At 26.8% G+C, this 15,861-nt stretch carries 10 protein-coding genes; 1 reads left to right on the forward strand and 9 read right to left on the reverse strand.

Annotation, left to right across the window (positions count from 1 at the left end; translation table 4 throughout):
* Positions 1-310: 310 nt before the first annotated feature.
* From EXC46_RS02555 to EXC46_RS02565, 3 genes are read right to left on the reverse strand one after another with little or no spacing between them, the layout of a single operon-like run.
* Positions 311-3,952 carry an Mbov_0399 family ICE element protein gene (locus EXC46_RS02555; RefSeq protein WP_129622158.1) on the reverse strand — a complete coding sequence of 1,214 codons (3,642 nt, stop codon included), beginning with the start codon at positions 3,950-3,952 and terminating at the stop codon, positions 311-313.
* Positions 3,953-3,956: 4 nt separating this feature from the next.
* Positions 3,957-4,520 (reverse strand): Mbov_0398 family ICE element protein, encoded by a 564-nt coding sequence (locus EXC46_RS02560; RefSeq protein WP_129622144.1) that lies wholly within the window; start codon positions 4,518-4,520, stop codon positions 3,957-3,959.
* Position 4,521: 1 nt separating this feature from the next.
* Positions 4,522-7,245, reverse strand: coding sequence for a VirB4 family type IV secretion system protein (locus EXC46_RS02565; protein ID WP_165005595.1), 2,724 nt, complete (start codon positions 7,243-7,245; stop codon positions 4,522-4,524).
* Between the two features lie 31 nt (positions 7,246-7,276).
* Here EXC46_RS02565 and EXC46_RS03750 point away from each other — a divergent pair, with 31 nt between their 5' ends.
* Positions 7,277-7,486 (forward strand): hypothetical protein, encoded by a 210-nt coding sequence (locus tag EXC46_RS03750; protein ID WP_129622139.1) that lies wholly within the window; start codon positions 7,277-7,279, stop codon positions 7,484-7,486.
* Here EXC46_RS03750 and EXC46_RS02570 read toward each other — a convergent pair.
* From EXC46_RS02570 to EXC46_RS02595, 6 genes are all read right to left on the reverse strand, one after another.
* Entirely contained in the window at positions 7,483-8,202 is a 720-nt protein-coding gene (locus EXC46_RS02570) for an Mbov_0396 family ICE element transmembrane protein (RefSeq protein WP_129622160.1), read from the reverse strand. The genes EXC46_RS03750 and EXC46_RS02570 overlap by 4 nt on opposite strands.
* 20 nt (positions 8,203-8,222) lie before the next feature.
* The gene (locus EXC46_RS02575; RefSeq protein ID WP_129622161.1) at positions 8,223-8,831 is read right to left on the reverse strand and encodes an Mbov_0396 family ICE element transmembrane protein; all 609 of its coding nucleotides are present in this window, start codon (positions 8,829-8,831) and stop codon (positions 8,223-8,225) included.
* 8 nt (positions 8,832-8,839) lie between these two features.
* Positions 8,840-9,142 carry a hypothetical protein gene (locus EXC46_RS02580; protein WP_129622137.1) on the reverse strand — a complete coding sequence of 101 codons (303 nt, stop codon included), beginning with the start codon at positions 9,140-9,142 and terminating at the stop codon, positions 8,840-8,842.
* Between the two features lie 2 nt (positions 9,143-9,144).
* Positions 9,145-10,512, reverse strand: coding sequence for a hypothetical protein (locus tag EXC46_RS02585; protein WP_129622162.1), 1,368 nt, complete (start codon positions 10,510-10,512; stop codon positions 9,145-9,147).
* 611 nt (positions 10,513-11,123) lie between these two features.
* Positions 11,124-12,623 (reverse strand): hypothetical protein, encoded by a 1,500-nt coding sequence (locus tag EXC46_RS02590; protein WP_129622163.1) that lies wholly within the window; start codon positions 12,621-12,623, stop codon positions 11,124-11,126.
* A gap of 80 nt (positions 12,624-12,703) precedes the next feature.
* Complete coding sequence (locus EXC46_RS02595) at positions 12,704-15,811, reverse strand: coiled-coil domain-containing protein (protein ID WP_129622164.1); 3,108 nt, start codon at positions 15,809-15,811, stop codon at positions 12,704-12,706.
* Positions 15,812-15,861 lie beyond the last annotated feature (50 nt).

Genomic DNA, 15,861 nt, shown 5'->3' on the forward strand with positions numbered 1-15,861 from the left:
TTATTTAAATAAGTAAAATTTGTTTCACCATTTCTTTTCAAACTTAATCCTTAAATCATTCAAGCCTTTTTTTTTCCAAGGTCATAGTTTCAAAACACCGACATTTTCGTTTTGAATTCTTTAAATTCTCGGTTTATTATTCAAAAATTTAAAGCAGGAATTGATATTTTAGCTAATTCAATTGCTGTTCTTTTTCATTTTAATTTTGTTTCATTGATTTTTAAATCAAATTTGTAATGTATTTTGAATTTCCAAGGCTTAAAATTGTTTAATCAATTGATAGTGATTTGAACCAATTATTAAGCTTACTTTATTGTTTTTTTGCGATTAAGTGTCTTAAAACATCTTCCAAGTTTATTAGTCTTAAATCGCTTATAGTGATGTTTCTTTGGTTGCTAATTTCTTGAACTTTATCTCAAATTGTCTTTGAAATTAGCTCCTTATCATTTGTATTAAGTAATAATAAATCTGTTTTAATTTCACTTAAATCAAATTGCTTATTGTATTTATGAGAAACATAATTATAAATAGCTATTTTAAATACTTTGCTATCCGCTTTCCTTTTGATGTTTAAAACTTTGTAAAAGAGTGGAACATCACTTGCTAAATTAATGTTAGAAAGATAAGGTAAAATATCATTTAAATTTGTAAGCTCATAATCATAAGCAGAAGCTAAATCGCTTAAAGTTTCTTGGATTTCCTTTTTAATAAACTTTGTGATTTGGTCATTTTCGGTAAGACCAGCAAGATTGATTTTGGTGTTTTTTAAACGCATCTCTCACTGGTCTTCTTCAAGATTAATTGCTCTTTTTTCTAAATTTAAGTCAAACACTTTAATTTTAGGAACAATTTGGATTTCGCTTTCAAATTCACTTTTAGCAGCACCTAAAATCTTAATTTTAAAATCTTTATTTCCAACTTTTTCTCATTCTAAAAATCAAGAAGCTTTTTGGTAATCTTCTAAACTAACATCTTTTAATCAGTCATAATTTACAATTAAACTGTTTCAATTTTCAGGGTTAGAATTTAATAAAATGTCTTCAATTTTGGATTGATTTAGCTCAAAGCTAACTTGTTTAGCAAAAATTTCAGGAACATCATTATCAATAAATGAAACAGGAATTGTAATTTCACTTTGCGTAAGTTCATAACCAAAAATATTAGTATTCGGGTTGTATTTTAAGCTTACATTAATAATCAAATTTCTTCTATCTTGTGAAATTCTCATATCGCTAATATTGATTAGCTCTTTATACTTAAAATCGCCGCTATATTCATTAAAGAACTTATTAAAACCATTTTCAGCAATAATATATTTATTCTTGAATGTTTCATAAGAATACACCCTTGGAACATTTTTGAAAAATGGTGAAATATATTTAACGTTCTTTTGTGTGTAGTGTTGAATTTTGTAAATGTAGTTAGTAAATAAAACAAAATATTGTAAAACCATTTCATAGCTCATTTTTTTAGCTCTTTCGCTTCCTATATTATGTTTAAGCTCTAAATAATTTAAAAATTCATTACCAACAGGAGTTTCTCAAAAGCTTTGAACTCTTGTTAAACCATTAATAGTTTCAATAAATTTAGTTTTTTGAGCATTAAGATTTTTATCAATTAAAACTAATTTATAGTTATCAATACTTGAAGAAGCGTGTGCTGTAAAAAGGTAGAGACCACTATCACTAAAATAACTATTTTCGCTTGTGTTCAATGGTAAATCTTTGTATTTTTGACCATTTTCAAAGCGTTCATATGAAATTTCGTCGTTATATGATAAGTTGTTTTGATTAAGTTTAAAAACACGATATTGACCATTTTTAGTCTCACCATTAAGAATTTGTAATGCTCCGCTTCCTAATACAGAAGCTTCCGCTAAAAATCCTTGAATGATTTGATTACCATTTTTTAGTAAAAGGGTTTTAGTTCCATAAGGTAAATGACTTTTTTGTGTATATTCGTCATTAGCTAAAAGTTCTGTATTTGAAGAAACATCAACTCATACAAGCTGCTTTTTAGTTCCAGTATTTTTATCGATTTCAGGGTCATAAAATTCATTTTTGATTTTTCTGCCTTGCTCGTCTTTTAGTAAATTACCATTAGGATCTTTCTTATATTCTTCAATAAGTTTCTTTTGGTCAGGGTTTTCTTCTGGGTTTCAAGCATAAAATTTATAATCAATACTTAAAGCGTTGGAGTTGATTAAAAGGTCTATTTTATATTCGTATTCGAGCTTACTATCAACATTACCTGAATTCTTTTCGTATTTGAGAATTTTGATTTCATAGCTCTTGATTTTGTTTTCTTCTTCTTTGGAAGAATTATCAATAATCAAGCTTTCATTTGATAAGATTTCGCTAAAATGTCTATCCAGCACCTCAATTCTTTTGTCGTTAATTAAAAGAATTTCGCTTTCGTCAATTGTTGTAAAATCAACACTTGCTGGTGAGTGGTAAAGTCATTTACCACCATAAAAGCTTTTTTCACCTTTTTTAGCTTGCGGTTCTAAAAGCACAGGAACATCATCGACTAATTCAGTTGTATTTGTTTTAAAATCAACTCATTTATTAGCTTTGATAATTAGTCTATTTTTGATTTCCTTATCAATTGCTCTTACGCTTGGTGAAATTTTCACAGGGTAATTAGAAGCAATTTTATAAGACTTATTAATTAAAGAGTTGGTTTTATTAGAAAGATAAAGGTCAATTTTATCTTCGTCAATCACTTTATATTCAACGAAAAAATTGTATTCCATTAGCTTCTTATTAATCTCATTGATTTTTTGATTAAGTAAGCTTTGGTTTTCTAATGAATATAAAGTTCTATCACCAATTCTTTCACTTACAATGTTTAATGTTTGTGTGTTTTTCAGTTCATTTTGTGATTTTAAGAAAGCTTTCTCATAGTTAGAAACAATTTGAGAAATTTTAGCATTATCATTATTGATAACAACGTAATTTGTTTGTGGAGCATAAATTTCAACATTCAATTTTAAGTTGTCTTCTCATAAGATAAAATTATCTCTTAATTGTCTGTTATTATTAATTATCATATTAGGAGCATATGGTAATCAATCTCTTTGGTTTTTGTTTTCATTATCACTTAAAATGAAAGCTTTTACGACTACTTGATAATCTTTTTCTATTTTGGTTTCATTTATCAAAATATCTTCATTATCAGCAATTTTAGACTTTGCTTTTTCTAATAAAATGTTTTGAATTCCACCGCTATTCAACGAACTTTTACTATATTTTCTATTTTCAAAATGAAGTGGAATAACACTATCATACAGTCCTAAATGGTTAATATGTTTTGCTACTCCATTTTCTCAACCATAATAGCTATCGTGATTAATTTTCGGCGAAATGATTGCTTCACTTGATAATAACGCTTCTGCTTGTTTTTTATTTATTTTAACATTCTCAAAAGCAAGTTGTCTCACTATATATTTATAGTCTTGAAGCACCGTATTCATATACTTTTCAGGATTAGTTTTTTTCCCAATTAAAGCATATGAAAAAGCAGTTCTTTTAATGTCTAATTTCTTATAGAACATATTCGTGTTTTTAATTTTATTAGCTTCTTCGCTATTAAAATCTATATTTTCGTCATATGTAATTTCAATTCTACGACTGTCTCTATCAGCAATATTATCTAAAAACCTTACAGTGTTTTCGAAACCAGCATCATAGTAAATACTAATGCTTTTTATATCAAGTGGAATAGCTTTGGTTTCGTATTTAGCTAAAAGCAATTCGTCTCTATCAAGCGCAATATTTCGCTTGATTTGAGTGTTTTTAATTAAATCATAAAATTCATTTGGTAAGTTATGAAAGGTCAAAATGCGAGTGTTTGTTTCATTTGAATTATTGATAGCAGAAGATATTGCTACGCTAGTTGGTATTGTTATTAATGGAGCAAGAGAAATAAAAATGGTATCTTTAAGTTTCATTTAATTATTTCTCCTTTGCTTTTTTAATACGTTCTGCTATATCTTTGTCTGTATCAAATGCGACTTTTTGAAAGTTTTCAAACGTTTTTAATACTTGCTTATTACTATCGTCTTCTTCTTGTTTATCAGTCATAAGCTTTGTTATTTTCTCATTTCTTAATCGAATGAAATAATCAAGCTCTCTGGTGTATTCTTCTTTTGGACTATTTAAGTTTAAATTACCACTTAAAGCAAGTAAATTGAGTATAATATCAAGCTTCTTATTGATAGCTTCAAGTTCAATGTTTTGAAGATTTATTCAATACTTTATATTTGAATGATAAGGACTTAAACTTGCGAAAATGCTCTTTCTAAAAGCATAGAAAATACTTGTTTGAAACTCTTTAAAAAGTTCTTGTGAATTGTTCTCGGTTAAATATTGAAATAAAATCTTCTGTAATTCACCATTCACGCTCTTTTTTTGAGCTTTTAAATTTTCAATTCACTTTGTTAATAAAACTTGTTCTGTTTCAGTTAAGTTCGATAACTTAACCGAAAGACTTTTAATACTTTCGTCTTTTTTGCTCATATTAAATATAATCTCCTTTACTTTTGAATAATAATTCTTGTTCATAGTCATTGTAATGAAGCTTTACAATATATCTTAAATTAGCTCCAATATTTAAAATACCTTGACCAACACTTGCTCTTTCTAAAAAGTCTTGTTCTGTTTGAGTTAAAACTTTATTTGTGCTAAATAGCTTTTCGTTAATATCTTCAATCTCACTACTTTTTTGTCTTAAAAAGAGCGAGTAATCACAGTTAGAAAGTAAAGCATTCGCATTGTCTTTCTCACGGTAAAAATCACTTAAATTTTGTGTGTCCATTACAACAGAAAGTCCATACTTTCTTGCTGTCTTAATTGTGAAGAATAAGAAATCAAAAAGAATTTGATTTTTGCTTTTTACGAAAAAGTGTGCTTCACCAATAAATAAGCTCATTTGCTTTTTGTTTTCTCTGTTTTTAGCAATTTTGTCTTGTAAAAAGTTAAGTAAAACAAAAAGAATAATTTGGTCGTTATAACTTTCACCACTTTCGCTTGTGTTGATTATGTTGTGTAAGTCAAAGATTGTATATTGACTATTAATATCAAAGTTTGTGTGGTTATTAAATAATGTTGATAATACATTTTGAGTTTCAAAATAAAGTTTTAATTGATGTGAGAGTAATTTGATTTGTTCTTCAAAATTTGCTTTTTCTCACTTTGTCTCAAAAGTATAATTTTCAAGTTTCTTAATTAAATCACTAATTGTTATTCATTTATCGTTAGGAATTTTGCTTAAATCAACATTATCGTCAAAATAACCATTTTCTTTATATAACTGACCAAGTGCTTTTTTAAGGTAGCTTATTAAACTTTGAGAAATCTCTTCTTTAAAAACTAAACGGAAAAATTTCTCTAAATAGTCAATATGTCGATTAATCTTTGTAAGATTATTTGAATAGTTGTGTGATTTTTCAGCTTCAAAAACATCTCTTACTTGTAAAACGTTAATTGAAAGTGGTTGTTTTTTGCTTGTAAAATCTAAAATTGTTGCTCCAAGCATTAGTCCATTTTGCTTATACTCTTGTTGTAAATCTAATACAATTACATCTCTATTATTAGCGATATCATTTAATATCATTTTTTCAGCAAAAGTACTTTTACCCGCTCCACTTGTTCCAGTGATAAACATATTAGCATTTGTTCTGTCTTGTGTTTTCTTAAATCTATCAAAGAAAATATATTCACCATTAATACCTTTACCCACAAATAAATTGTTGTAATCATTAAATGAGTTTTGTAAAAATGCTCACCCTTGAATGATATTTTCAACAAAAACAGTTTTATTGTTGTCTTTGAAAAAGTTTTTACATAATTTGTTTGATAAAAATGCTTCGTTGATGTTAAAGGTAGGAACATCTAATTTGATTTTGTTGTTGCGAGCAAAAACTTTGATTTCTCTTACTTTGCTTTTTAGCTCTTGTAAGCTTTTTGCTTTGATTTCAACATAACAATTGAATGTATATAAGTTTTTACCTTTTTCAACAACATTATCTAAAATTTCTTGGAGTGTATTAACGTATGTATCATTCATACGATTAATGGTTGCTTTTTTATTAATTTCAATTTCCATTGTCTTTTTGAGAGCATAATTAATTACATCGTCAGTCTTTTTATCATTCATTTTTTCGAATTTAAAAAAGGTGTTTCCGTAATTTGTTAGAAAAGCATTTAAATACCCATAATTCAAATTAAATGGTAAGCTTTTTAAAGATAAGAATGTTTGATAATCACCGTCTTTATATTTGATATATTTGTTTTTGATTTCAAACTCTTCTTGATAATAAATTTCATTAAGTGTAATTACCTTTTTAGTTTCTTTTGTTTGTGATAAAGCTTTGTTTTTTGCTGCTTTTCTTATCACATCAATTTCAATTTGTAATTCTTTTAGTTTTGTTTTATTAAATTTGTTTTTAAGAATTTTTCAAAATGAAAGCTTAATGTTAGCTTCTTGGTATAAGATTAAATCTTCGTATTTTGTTATTGCGTTTAAGTTTAAAGCTTTAAGTCTTTTTCTTTGGAAGAGATTAATTCAAAGACACTTAATGCTTTCTCAAAAGGTAAATTGTGTTTGTGTTTTTTGTTTAACCTTTTGGTTAATAGCAAGGTTTTCACTTTCTTGTTTAAGAAATTTTTCTAAAATCTCAAAGTTGATTTCATAGTTATTTAAAACGCCAAGCAAATCAATAATTTCTAACTTATTTAGAACATTATTATTGATACCGATGTTATATAAGTTTCTGGTAAGGTTTGTTGTTTCAGTTTCTAAATTTTGTAAGTCCATTGCTTTTAAAACAACATAGTAATTTTCTTTTTGAATATTTTCGTTTTCATAATTAATATCTTTTACTAAATTTTCAAAATAATCAATTTGTGTTTTGTTTCAATCATTTTTTGCGTCAATTGTTTCTTCTAAATGTTGTAAGTTAATACTTAAATCGTTTTTCTCATTTGTTTTAATGATTTCAAAATCAGTATTGATATTCTCGAAAGCAAAATTAAGTTCTTCAAGCTTTTTGGTAATATCAATTTCATTTTGTGTTCAAATATCAAAACCTTGAAACTTAACAATCTTTATATATTTATTAAGATTGCTTTCGTATAAAATTAAAACATTATCATTAATGATATTCTTGTAGGGAATTAATTGATTAAGCTCTTGCTTTTTGTATTTTCTTTTCGAAAAGAGAAAGACAAGCGCTTTATACAATCATTTATAGCTTCTTATACCATTAAATGGTATGAAAAAGAAAGTTGAAATAATTATTGAACCAAAAATGAAAGCAAACTTAATTTTAGGTGAAAAACTTTTTAAGGTTAAGCTTCAAAAAAAGAAAATAAAGCAACTAACTAATAGAAAACAGAAAAATTCTTTAAATGATAAACCGAACTTAACTTCGGTAGATATCTTTGTTAAATCTTTATTTGTATGTTTCATTTATGCTCCTTAATTTTTTAAGTTGTCTTTCATTTGGTTAAGTTTGTCGAGTAGTTTGCTTGATGTTTCTTGTCTTTTTGCGAATTTTTGGTTAGCGTCTTTAAATGGAGTTGAGAAAGTTTGTTTTAAATCTTTAAATAATCTTCTTCCACTTTCTTTATGTAATCTTGCGGCCATTCCCATATTTTTATTCATATCTAATGATTGAATATTTTTACTTGCTTCACTAAATTTACTAAATGCTCCTTTAACTCCTTGCGAGACAGAACCAAAGTTTCGCACTAAATTTGCTCCACCACGCGCGGCCATTCCAACTCCGCTTTTAGCTTTCAATACACCAACACCAGTTTTTTTAGCTATTCCGTAAGCAAGAGCTCCAGCTCCCATTGTTGCTGCTCCTAATTGTCTAATTTGAGAAATTTGTTGAATTCCTTCGCGTGCTGAAAGATTATCACCAAAGAAAGCAGTTGTTATAATTCCAGCACCATTGATTGATAAAGTAGCAGCAATTAAAATTATGATTTTCATAAATGTATGTGAAATTGTTCCGCCGTCATTTGTATCTCAATAAGACAAAGTCCTATTAATGAAAAAGACATAAATTTGTATTACAACAGGGTATAAGATAATGGTCATAAATTTCGAGAAGAACATTGCTCACCATTTTTTCATTACTTTACCATTATCAATAATAGAATAAGCGTGAATTCAAGGACTTAATATGAACATATAAAGAATTTCAAAACATTTTATGATAACTGAAAGCAAAGTAAAAGCAAAAAGAATAGTTGGAACAATAACACCAATATAAGAAACCAGAAAAGTGATGTTCCACTTTTAATTAATGTATATGTATCAAAATCGATCGAATAACCATTTTCAATTACATTTTCCCAGTAGCTATCGTCTATTTCTTCTGGTTTGATTGCTTTAAATATCTCTTGGTCAATTGCGAGCGTATCACCGTCATACATTACTAAAATAAGTCATTTTAGACCAAACATAAATAATGCTAATATTCAAACAAAGAAAAGAAAGAATAAGTAATGTTTGAAAGCATTCTTTCACATATTAACAAAAGGTTCAGGGTTTTCTTTTTTATAACCCTTAATTGCTTGAAATATTAAAAAGATAAAAAGCAAGATAAAGCTTGTGAAGATAAAGCGAAGAAAAAGCGGTGGAACAGAAACTCCACCACTTAATAAATTTTCGCTTTTAACACCAAACAATACATAAAAAGGTAGTTCATTAGAAACACCAATAAATATTTCTTGTATTCAATGGAAAAACAAAAGACATAAGCGAACCGGAGTTCAAAATGCTTGAAAAATAAAATAAAATATACCGTCAAAAATCATTTTGTTCCTTATGCTAAATTAAATATTATTTGTAATAGTGAAACCCAACAAATTGCTAAAAATAAACATAATAAACCATTTTTTAAGTTCTTTTTCGCTGCTTCAACTTTGTGTTGGTCCGCATTATCACCTTTTAAACCTACTTGCTTTACAAAATACATAATGATAAAGAATATACCAAGTCCAACAAGCACAATTAAACCAACAGATGTAAATAAGATATTAAGCGCACCTTTAAGGTCGCTGCTTTGACCACTTATTATTTCCGCTGCTTTTGTTAGTGTGTTGCTCCCTGCGGCTGAATTATTCATTTTTATAATTCCTTTCCGTCTTCAAGTCGTCAGTGATAGTCTAATTGAAGACTTTCAATAAATTTTTGTTTAAATTTTCAAAATGAATTATTGTTAGTATTTTCTTCAAAATTCATTTCTAAATATAGTTTTAATAACTCGTATTTTCGATTGTGATTAGTAATAATCTTTTCTCAAAAAGTCGTTTTTTGATAATCTGTTTGTTCTAAAATCATTTCAAAGATTTTTGTTAAATTGCTGTTTTCAAGCTTGTATATTCAATTGATAAAATCAAGTGAATTGTAAGTATCTTCAATACCGATAGCATTTTTATCAATATCAATGCTAATTAGTTTTTCCTTACTATCTAAATTGAAAACATAACCAAAAAAGTAATTCGGGTCAATCACTTTATAAAGTTTTTCTCTTCAATTTTCATAGAAATTAGCAAGTTGTTTTTGTTGTTTATGAACTAGGAAAAAGATACCTAAATCTCTCGACATTTCTTTTGCTTTAATAACATCTTGTTCTGTATCAAGGTTTGGACTATAAAAGTTAGTTAAAAGCTTGTTTATGATGTGTAAATAATCAAATGTATAGACAATTTCAAAATAAATTCTTTTAAGGTATAAAACGATTTGATTGTAGCTAATATACTCAAAACTATCAATTTCTGTTTCATTTGATAAAAATAAGAAAGTATGGTTATCTTCTTCTAAATATAAAAGTTGGTCGTTTAATAAGGAGAGATAAAAAAGGACACTTTGAAAATAAGGAGTATTTTTAGGAAAATCATTTAATGAGACAAAATTAGTTTTATAAAAGGAGTTTAAATTTTGAATGTAATTATGAGTGATTTGTTCAAGTAGAATAAAATTGAAAGACTTTAACTTTGCTGGACCAATACAGAAGAACATTTGACCAAATAATCTTCCTATTTTATCAAACGGTAAATTTCTATCAATCTCTTCGTTTCTTCATACACTTAAAAATTCAGTTGTTTTAACTTTAAATTCTCATAGCTTATCTTTTCAAAGCTCAAAGTCAATGTTCGTCTTATCAAAATCAAAATAATCACGAATGCTCTTTGTAAGTTTGAAAGGACTGATAAGTTTTTGCTGATTAAAATCGTCTAATGTCTTTTGATTATAAAAGTAGTAATCATTATTAGTTTCTTCTTTTTCAAAAGCATTTATAAAGTTAGTGTTATCAAGATACTGAATATTATGAAAGGTTGCTACTTTATCGTCTATGTTATTTGTATAAAAATTGATTTTTTGTGTGTTTTTAACGGCTTTATTATTATCTTTCACAAGATAATTAGTTGAACAAGAGCTTGAAAGCAAAATAACTGGTAAGAAAGCAATTGACTTTAAGTATTTTCATTTCATTATTTTTTCGAAATGAATTTAATAATTGCTTGATTAATGATTTCAGAACGAGAGTAAATATCTGCTTTATCAAAGATATATTTAGATATTTCGTCTCTAATTTTAGGACTTGTTGAAAAAGTAATTATTACCTTATTATTTTTTCTTTTAATAATGATTACCCCCTAAAATTTCTTTTATTAATTGTTATTAAAATTTGTTAAGAATTATTATAGAAAACCAAAAGAATAAAACTTATTTACTTGCTATAAATAAGTTAAGGGTTTTCTTTTCATTTTCTACTAAATTAAGAACGATATAAATGTTGTTTTTGTTTGGAATGTGTTCAAAAACCTTATATAATAAATAAGGTATATTTTGAACAAAATGCTTATGCTGTGGTAAGTTTAAGTTTTAATTTTCAAACATACCATTAAAGCAAGGGTGATGCTCTTGCTTTTTTCTTTTCCATATTTACTCCTTTGCTTGTATTAATTTTTAAGCTTAATATATAAGAGTTAATATGTTCAAAAGACCTTATCAAAAATAAGGTATATTTTGAACAAAATGCTTATGCTGTGGTATTTTAAGTTTTTAATGTTTCTTCAAACAAATGTTTAATGTTAAATATGTTATGAAATGTGAATTTCAGTGTTATCACTTGTATCTTTACCAATATATATTGAATATCTATTTAAATAGTCATTAACAGGAACCAAAACAGCTTTATTGATTTCTTCGTTAATTTTGTTATTAATTGATACTATTGTACTTAATGAAACAGCTTCATTTAGTTCATTAGTGTAATATTTATCAGCGAATGTAACATCTATAATAAAAGTTTTTCCGTCAATTAAATAAGTATCATTAACGTGCGGAACTCACTCTTTTGTTTTTTTATCGTAATAGCGACTTTCAAAACCAAGATTTCTATAACCAAGTAAATTTAAACTCATATAAGTAAATTCACTATAAGCTTGGCAATTGAAATGTGCTATTTCGTTTTCTAAGCTTAAAAAGGTCATATTAAAAATGTTATTATTACCTTTTACATAGTCGGTTTTAATTACTAAATATTTAGCAATTGCTTTAACAGTTTTTTCTAAATCTCACTTTTTAGAAACGATGCTTCCTAAAATGTTTTTAAGTAAAGATAAATATTTTTGTTTCTTTGCGTTTATTTTAGCATAAAGAATATTTCTTTCTTCTTCTGTTAGTTGATTATCTTCGATTATGATTTCTTTGTTCATTTCTATTAAGGACAATTCTCTTAATTTCTTGAAAGCATAATCTAAACGAGAATAGTATTCGTGTTCTCAAAAATCAGGAATTTGCTCCAAGGTTCAATTACTTGTATCAACTAAATCTTCTTGATTAGCAACAATTCAAGCATCTTTCTTAAACTCTTCAAAAGCACTGTTGAATTCTTGATATAAAATAGTTAATTCTTGTTTTTTAGGACTAATTCATTCGCTTCGATTATTTGTCTCAATAGATATATTGCGTTTTTTTAAGTTTAAATCATTTGAATAATCTATAAAATGATTTTGACCAGGTTTATAAAAATAAGAATTAAAATTTATTTCCATAAATAAAGGAATAGCAGAGTTAATCAAGTAAGGGTTTATAAGAGATTTTTCTGCGTTCTCACGTATTAATTTTTCTTTTAAAGTTGTAGAACTGTTATCTATCTTTTCAAAAAGACTTTGTAACATCTTTAAGTTATAGTTATTTCAAGAAAATGATAAAGTTTCTTTTTCATAATTTGTTCTTAAAGTAAATTCTTCTAAAAGTTTATTCTTTCATTTTAAATAAAAATTTCTCAAATCTTTATTTTGGAGTTTAGCATAATTTTCTTCTCAAAAGCTTTCAACTTTTTCTTGAATTTTACTATTAAAAGGAATTATGATTTTTGCTTTAATTTCGCTCATAATGTCTTTATTTTTTATTTCTTGATATTTATTAAAAGCGGCCAAAAATATTTTTTCACGCTCTTTAATAGTTTCTTGTCTTACTTTTTCTTCTTTTTGTTTTTGCTCTTGATGTTTTTTTACTGCAAAATATATTCCAGTAGATAAAGAAGATACTAAAACTAACGATGTTAAGGGTAAAATTCATTTTCACTTTTTCATAATACATTCCTTATTTTATAATTTTAATATATTAAAATTATAACAATTTATACATAACAAGTCAAGTTTTATAGTGAGTTTTAATTAAGTTGTAAAGTCATTGAACTAGGAATTGCTTCTCCGTAATCTATAAATTCATTTGGAACGGCTATTTTATCGTGTAAGAAAACACTACCTAAATATGAACTAACATCGTCAGCAGAAGAAATTGTTCCAATATTTTTATTTGTTGCTCTCATTCAACTTTCGGTATAAGAATATACAGGGTAATTCCTAATACCGTTTTGACCAGCAAGATAAAAACCAAACTTAACTAAATTATCGTCACCTGATTTTGTGGTCATACTTAATGGAACAACATAAAATTCAAACACAATATCATTACCGCTTCGAGAAATTTCAATTTTAGGTTTTCATTGAATTTCGATAACGCTTTCTCTAAAAGTAAAAGCGTGGTCATCGTTTGATTTTGGAATTCTAATAAGTTGTCTTATTGTATATTTTTTAGTGATTTCATTAGCAGTTCTATTGTAATCATAAACCTTTGATTGAAGACTTGAATAAGTTAGTGTTTTCTTTTCGTTATTGAAATTACATAAGAAATTTGAATTTCTACTTTCTCAACTTTGATTAAAACTTATTCTTGATTTAAATAAAAGAGATTTAGACATAATAGAGTTGATTTTTTCGTCGTGATAATCTTCTATGTTTCTTCTCGCTTCACCTGGATAGCTTTCATAAGAATAATCAATATTGTCCAAAGCGTAAGACCTTGAAGCTTCTCACTGGTCAATACCTATTGTTGCTCCTAAATAACCACCTAAGTCCCTAGGGTTTAAAACAAAATATTGAAAGTATGTGTCTTTTTCTTGTTTTCTGTTTTCTTTTCTATATGCTTCATAAATATCTTGAAAGTTAAAATGACGTTCATTTTCAAAATACATATCAAAAGCAAGCGCGTTGTTTTTATAACTTTCTTCATTAGTTCTATTAAATTTTTGGAATTGTGACTTAACAGTATCTCATTCGTGACCAGCTTTAAAGAAAACAGTATCTGTGTTAAAAGTATTAGTTATTTGTCCAACACTCTTAACATTCAACGCTTCATATTTCAATTTATATTCGTCGTTGGTATTTTCGGTAACCACAACATCACCTCGTTTGTCTTTTATCTGTTTATCTTTTTCTTTAATGTCTTGATTTAGTCTATAAATTAACGAACCAGCAAGAGCGTTTTCGCCATTTGTTCCAACATCAAATCGCCAATTTCTGCTTCCTGTTAATTCATAAAGCTTATCTTCATAGTTAGTTAATTCACTTGAACTAGAAGCAGAATTCCCCCTTTCACGTTCATATTTTTGTTTATATTCTTCCGCTAACGCAAGAGCTTCCTGTTTTTCTCTTGTTAAAGTCGCTATGCTCTCGTCTTTTTCAGCATTTTCACGCTCTAAATTAGCTTTTTGAGTTTCTAATTCGCTAATTCTTGCTTCATTTTGCGTTTTAGTTGTTTCAAGTCTTGAAATTTCTTGTTTCTTGTTTTCTAAATCACGGTTAAGTCCTTGATTTTGAGTTTGTAAATTAGAAATTTCTTGCTCTTTTTGTTTTAGAGTAGCATCTTTTTCTCTAATTTCAGTTTCTTTTTGTGAAATGATAGTTTGTTTATCATTTATTTCTCTTCTTAATCTTTCAACCAATGAGTTAGCTAATGCGTTTTCACCATTTTCGCCTGCTTCAAAATTCTCGTCTTCGCTTCCAACATATTCATTAAGTTTTTGTTTTGCTTTGTTAAATCTATCTTTTAAATTAGCAATTTTATTTTTAAGTGTTTGAATTACTCCACCAGTAGCATTTTCACCATTAGTTCCAAAATCTTTTAATGGACTAATTCTTTCACCTGTTAGTTTTTCAATTTGGTCAATTAGCTGGTTAAGATATTTAACAAGCTCAGCATTTCTTTCTTTGTTGAGCTCTAACATTTTGAATAAGCTATCATTAAGAACAGTAGCATTAGCATTTGCTTTATCTTTTAAAAGATTAAGCAATCTAATTTGGTCGTCATAGTTTTCTTTAATTAGATTATCGTCATTAAAGAAAAATTCTTTGTAATCTTCGTCGCTTAAATTTAAGAACTTATCATAAGGAATTTCATATTTAGGTTCAAGAGTATCAAGGTTATCATAAGTAGAGTTTAATGAAATTTGCTTATTATCATTAATAGTAAGAGTTTCACCATTTAAAAGTCTTGTATAATCACCTTGATTAACTTTAAGACTAATAATTTTTGCTAAATCACTGTTTTCTTCTTCTAATAAATCATTATAGTCAGTAAATAAATTATCGACAAAGTTTGTATTTTTCTCTTTAATAGAATTTGTTAAAGCAACAAGCTCTTTGATTGCTTTTCGATATTCTAATAAAGAATTAAGTAAAGCTTTTTTATCAATATCTCTTTGTTCTGTAAGAGTACTTATTTGCTTTTCGTTTTCTTTGATTGTATTTTCTCTTTCAGTAATAGTATTGTTTAAATCAACAATGTGATTATTTAAATTAGTAATCTCTTGCTCTTTTTCGGCAATAATTTGATCTTTTTTATCATTTTCACCTTGTAAAAATGAAATTTCCATATTTAGCATAGCAATCTTGTGATTATTTTCTGCTATAAGGTCTTCAATTTTATTAAGAAGCATAAGGTTTTGCTTCTCCTTTTCTTCTAATTCTCTTTCTAATTCACTATAAGCATCACGTAATTCTGCTAAATCTATTTCTAATAGGCGAATAGTTTCTTCTTTTTCGGCAATATCTCTTCGTAATTCATTAACAAGCGAACCGTTTAATGCGTTTTCACCATTAGATCCAAAGTCAAAGTTTTCGTCTTCGCTTCCAACTAAAATAAGTAATTTAGCTCTTGCTTTGATAAGTTTGTTTCTTTCAGCTTCTAACTGCTCTTTTAAAGAAGCAATTTGTTCTTCTTTATCTCTTAACTTTGCTTTTAAATTATCAACGGCATTTTCTAAATTAGTTATTTCAATATTAAGATTTAGAATTTGTTTTTTATCACTTTCAATTTGCTTAATTTGAGAACAATGTTTCATAAGGAGCGGTGGTATGATAATAGCACCAGCTACTCCCATACCTAATATTGAAGCTAAAATTAGCTTCTTTCTATTTTTCTTTTTATTTTTTTCCATTTTTATATCTCCTGTGGTAAGTTTAAGTTATGAATATTTTTTTAAATTAA

The sequence above is a fragment of the Mycoplasmopsis glycophila genome (assembly GCF_900660605.1).
GTDB classification, from domain to species: Bacteria; Bacillota_I; Bacilli_A; order Mycoplasmatales; family Metamycoplasmataceae; genus Mycoplasmopsis; species Mycoplasmopsis glycophila.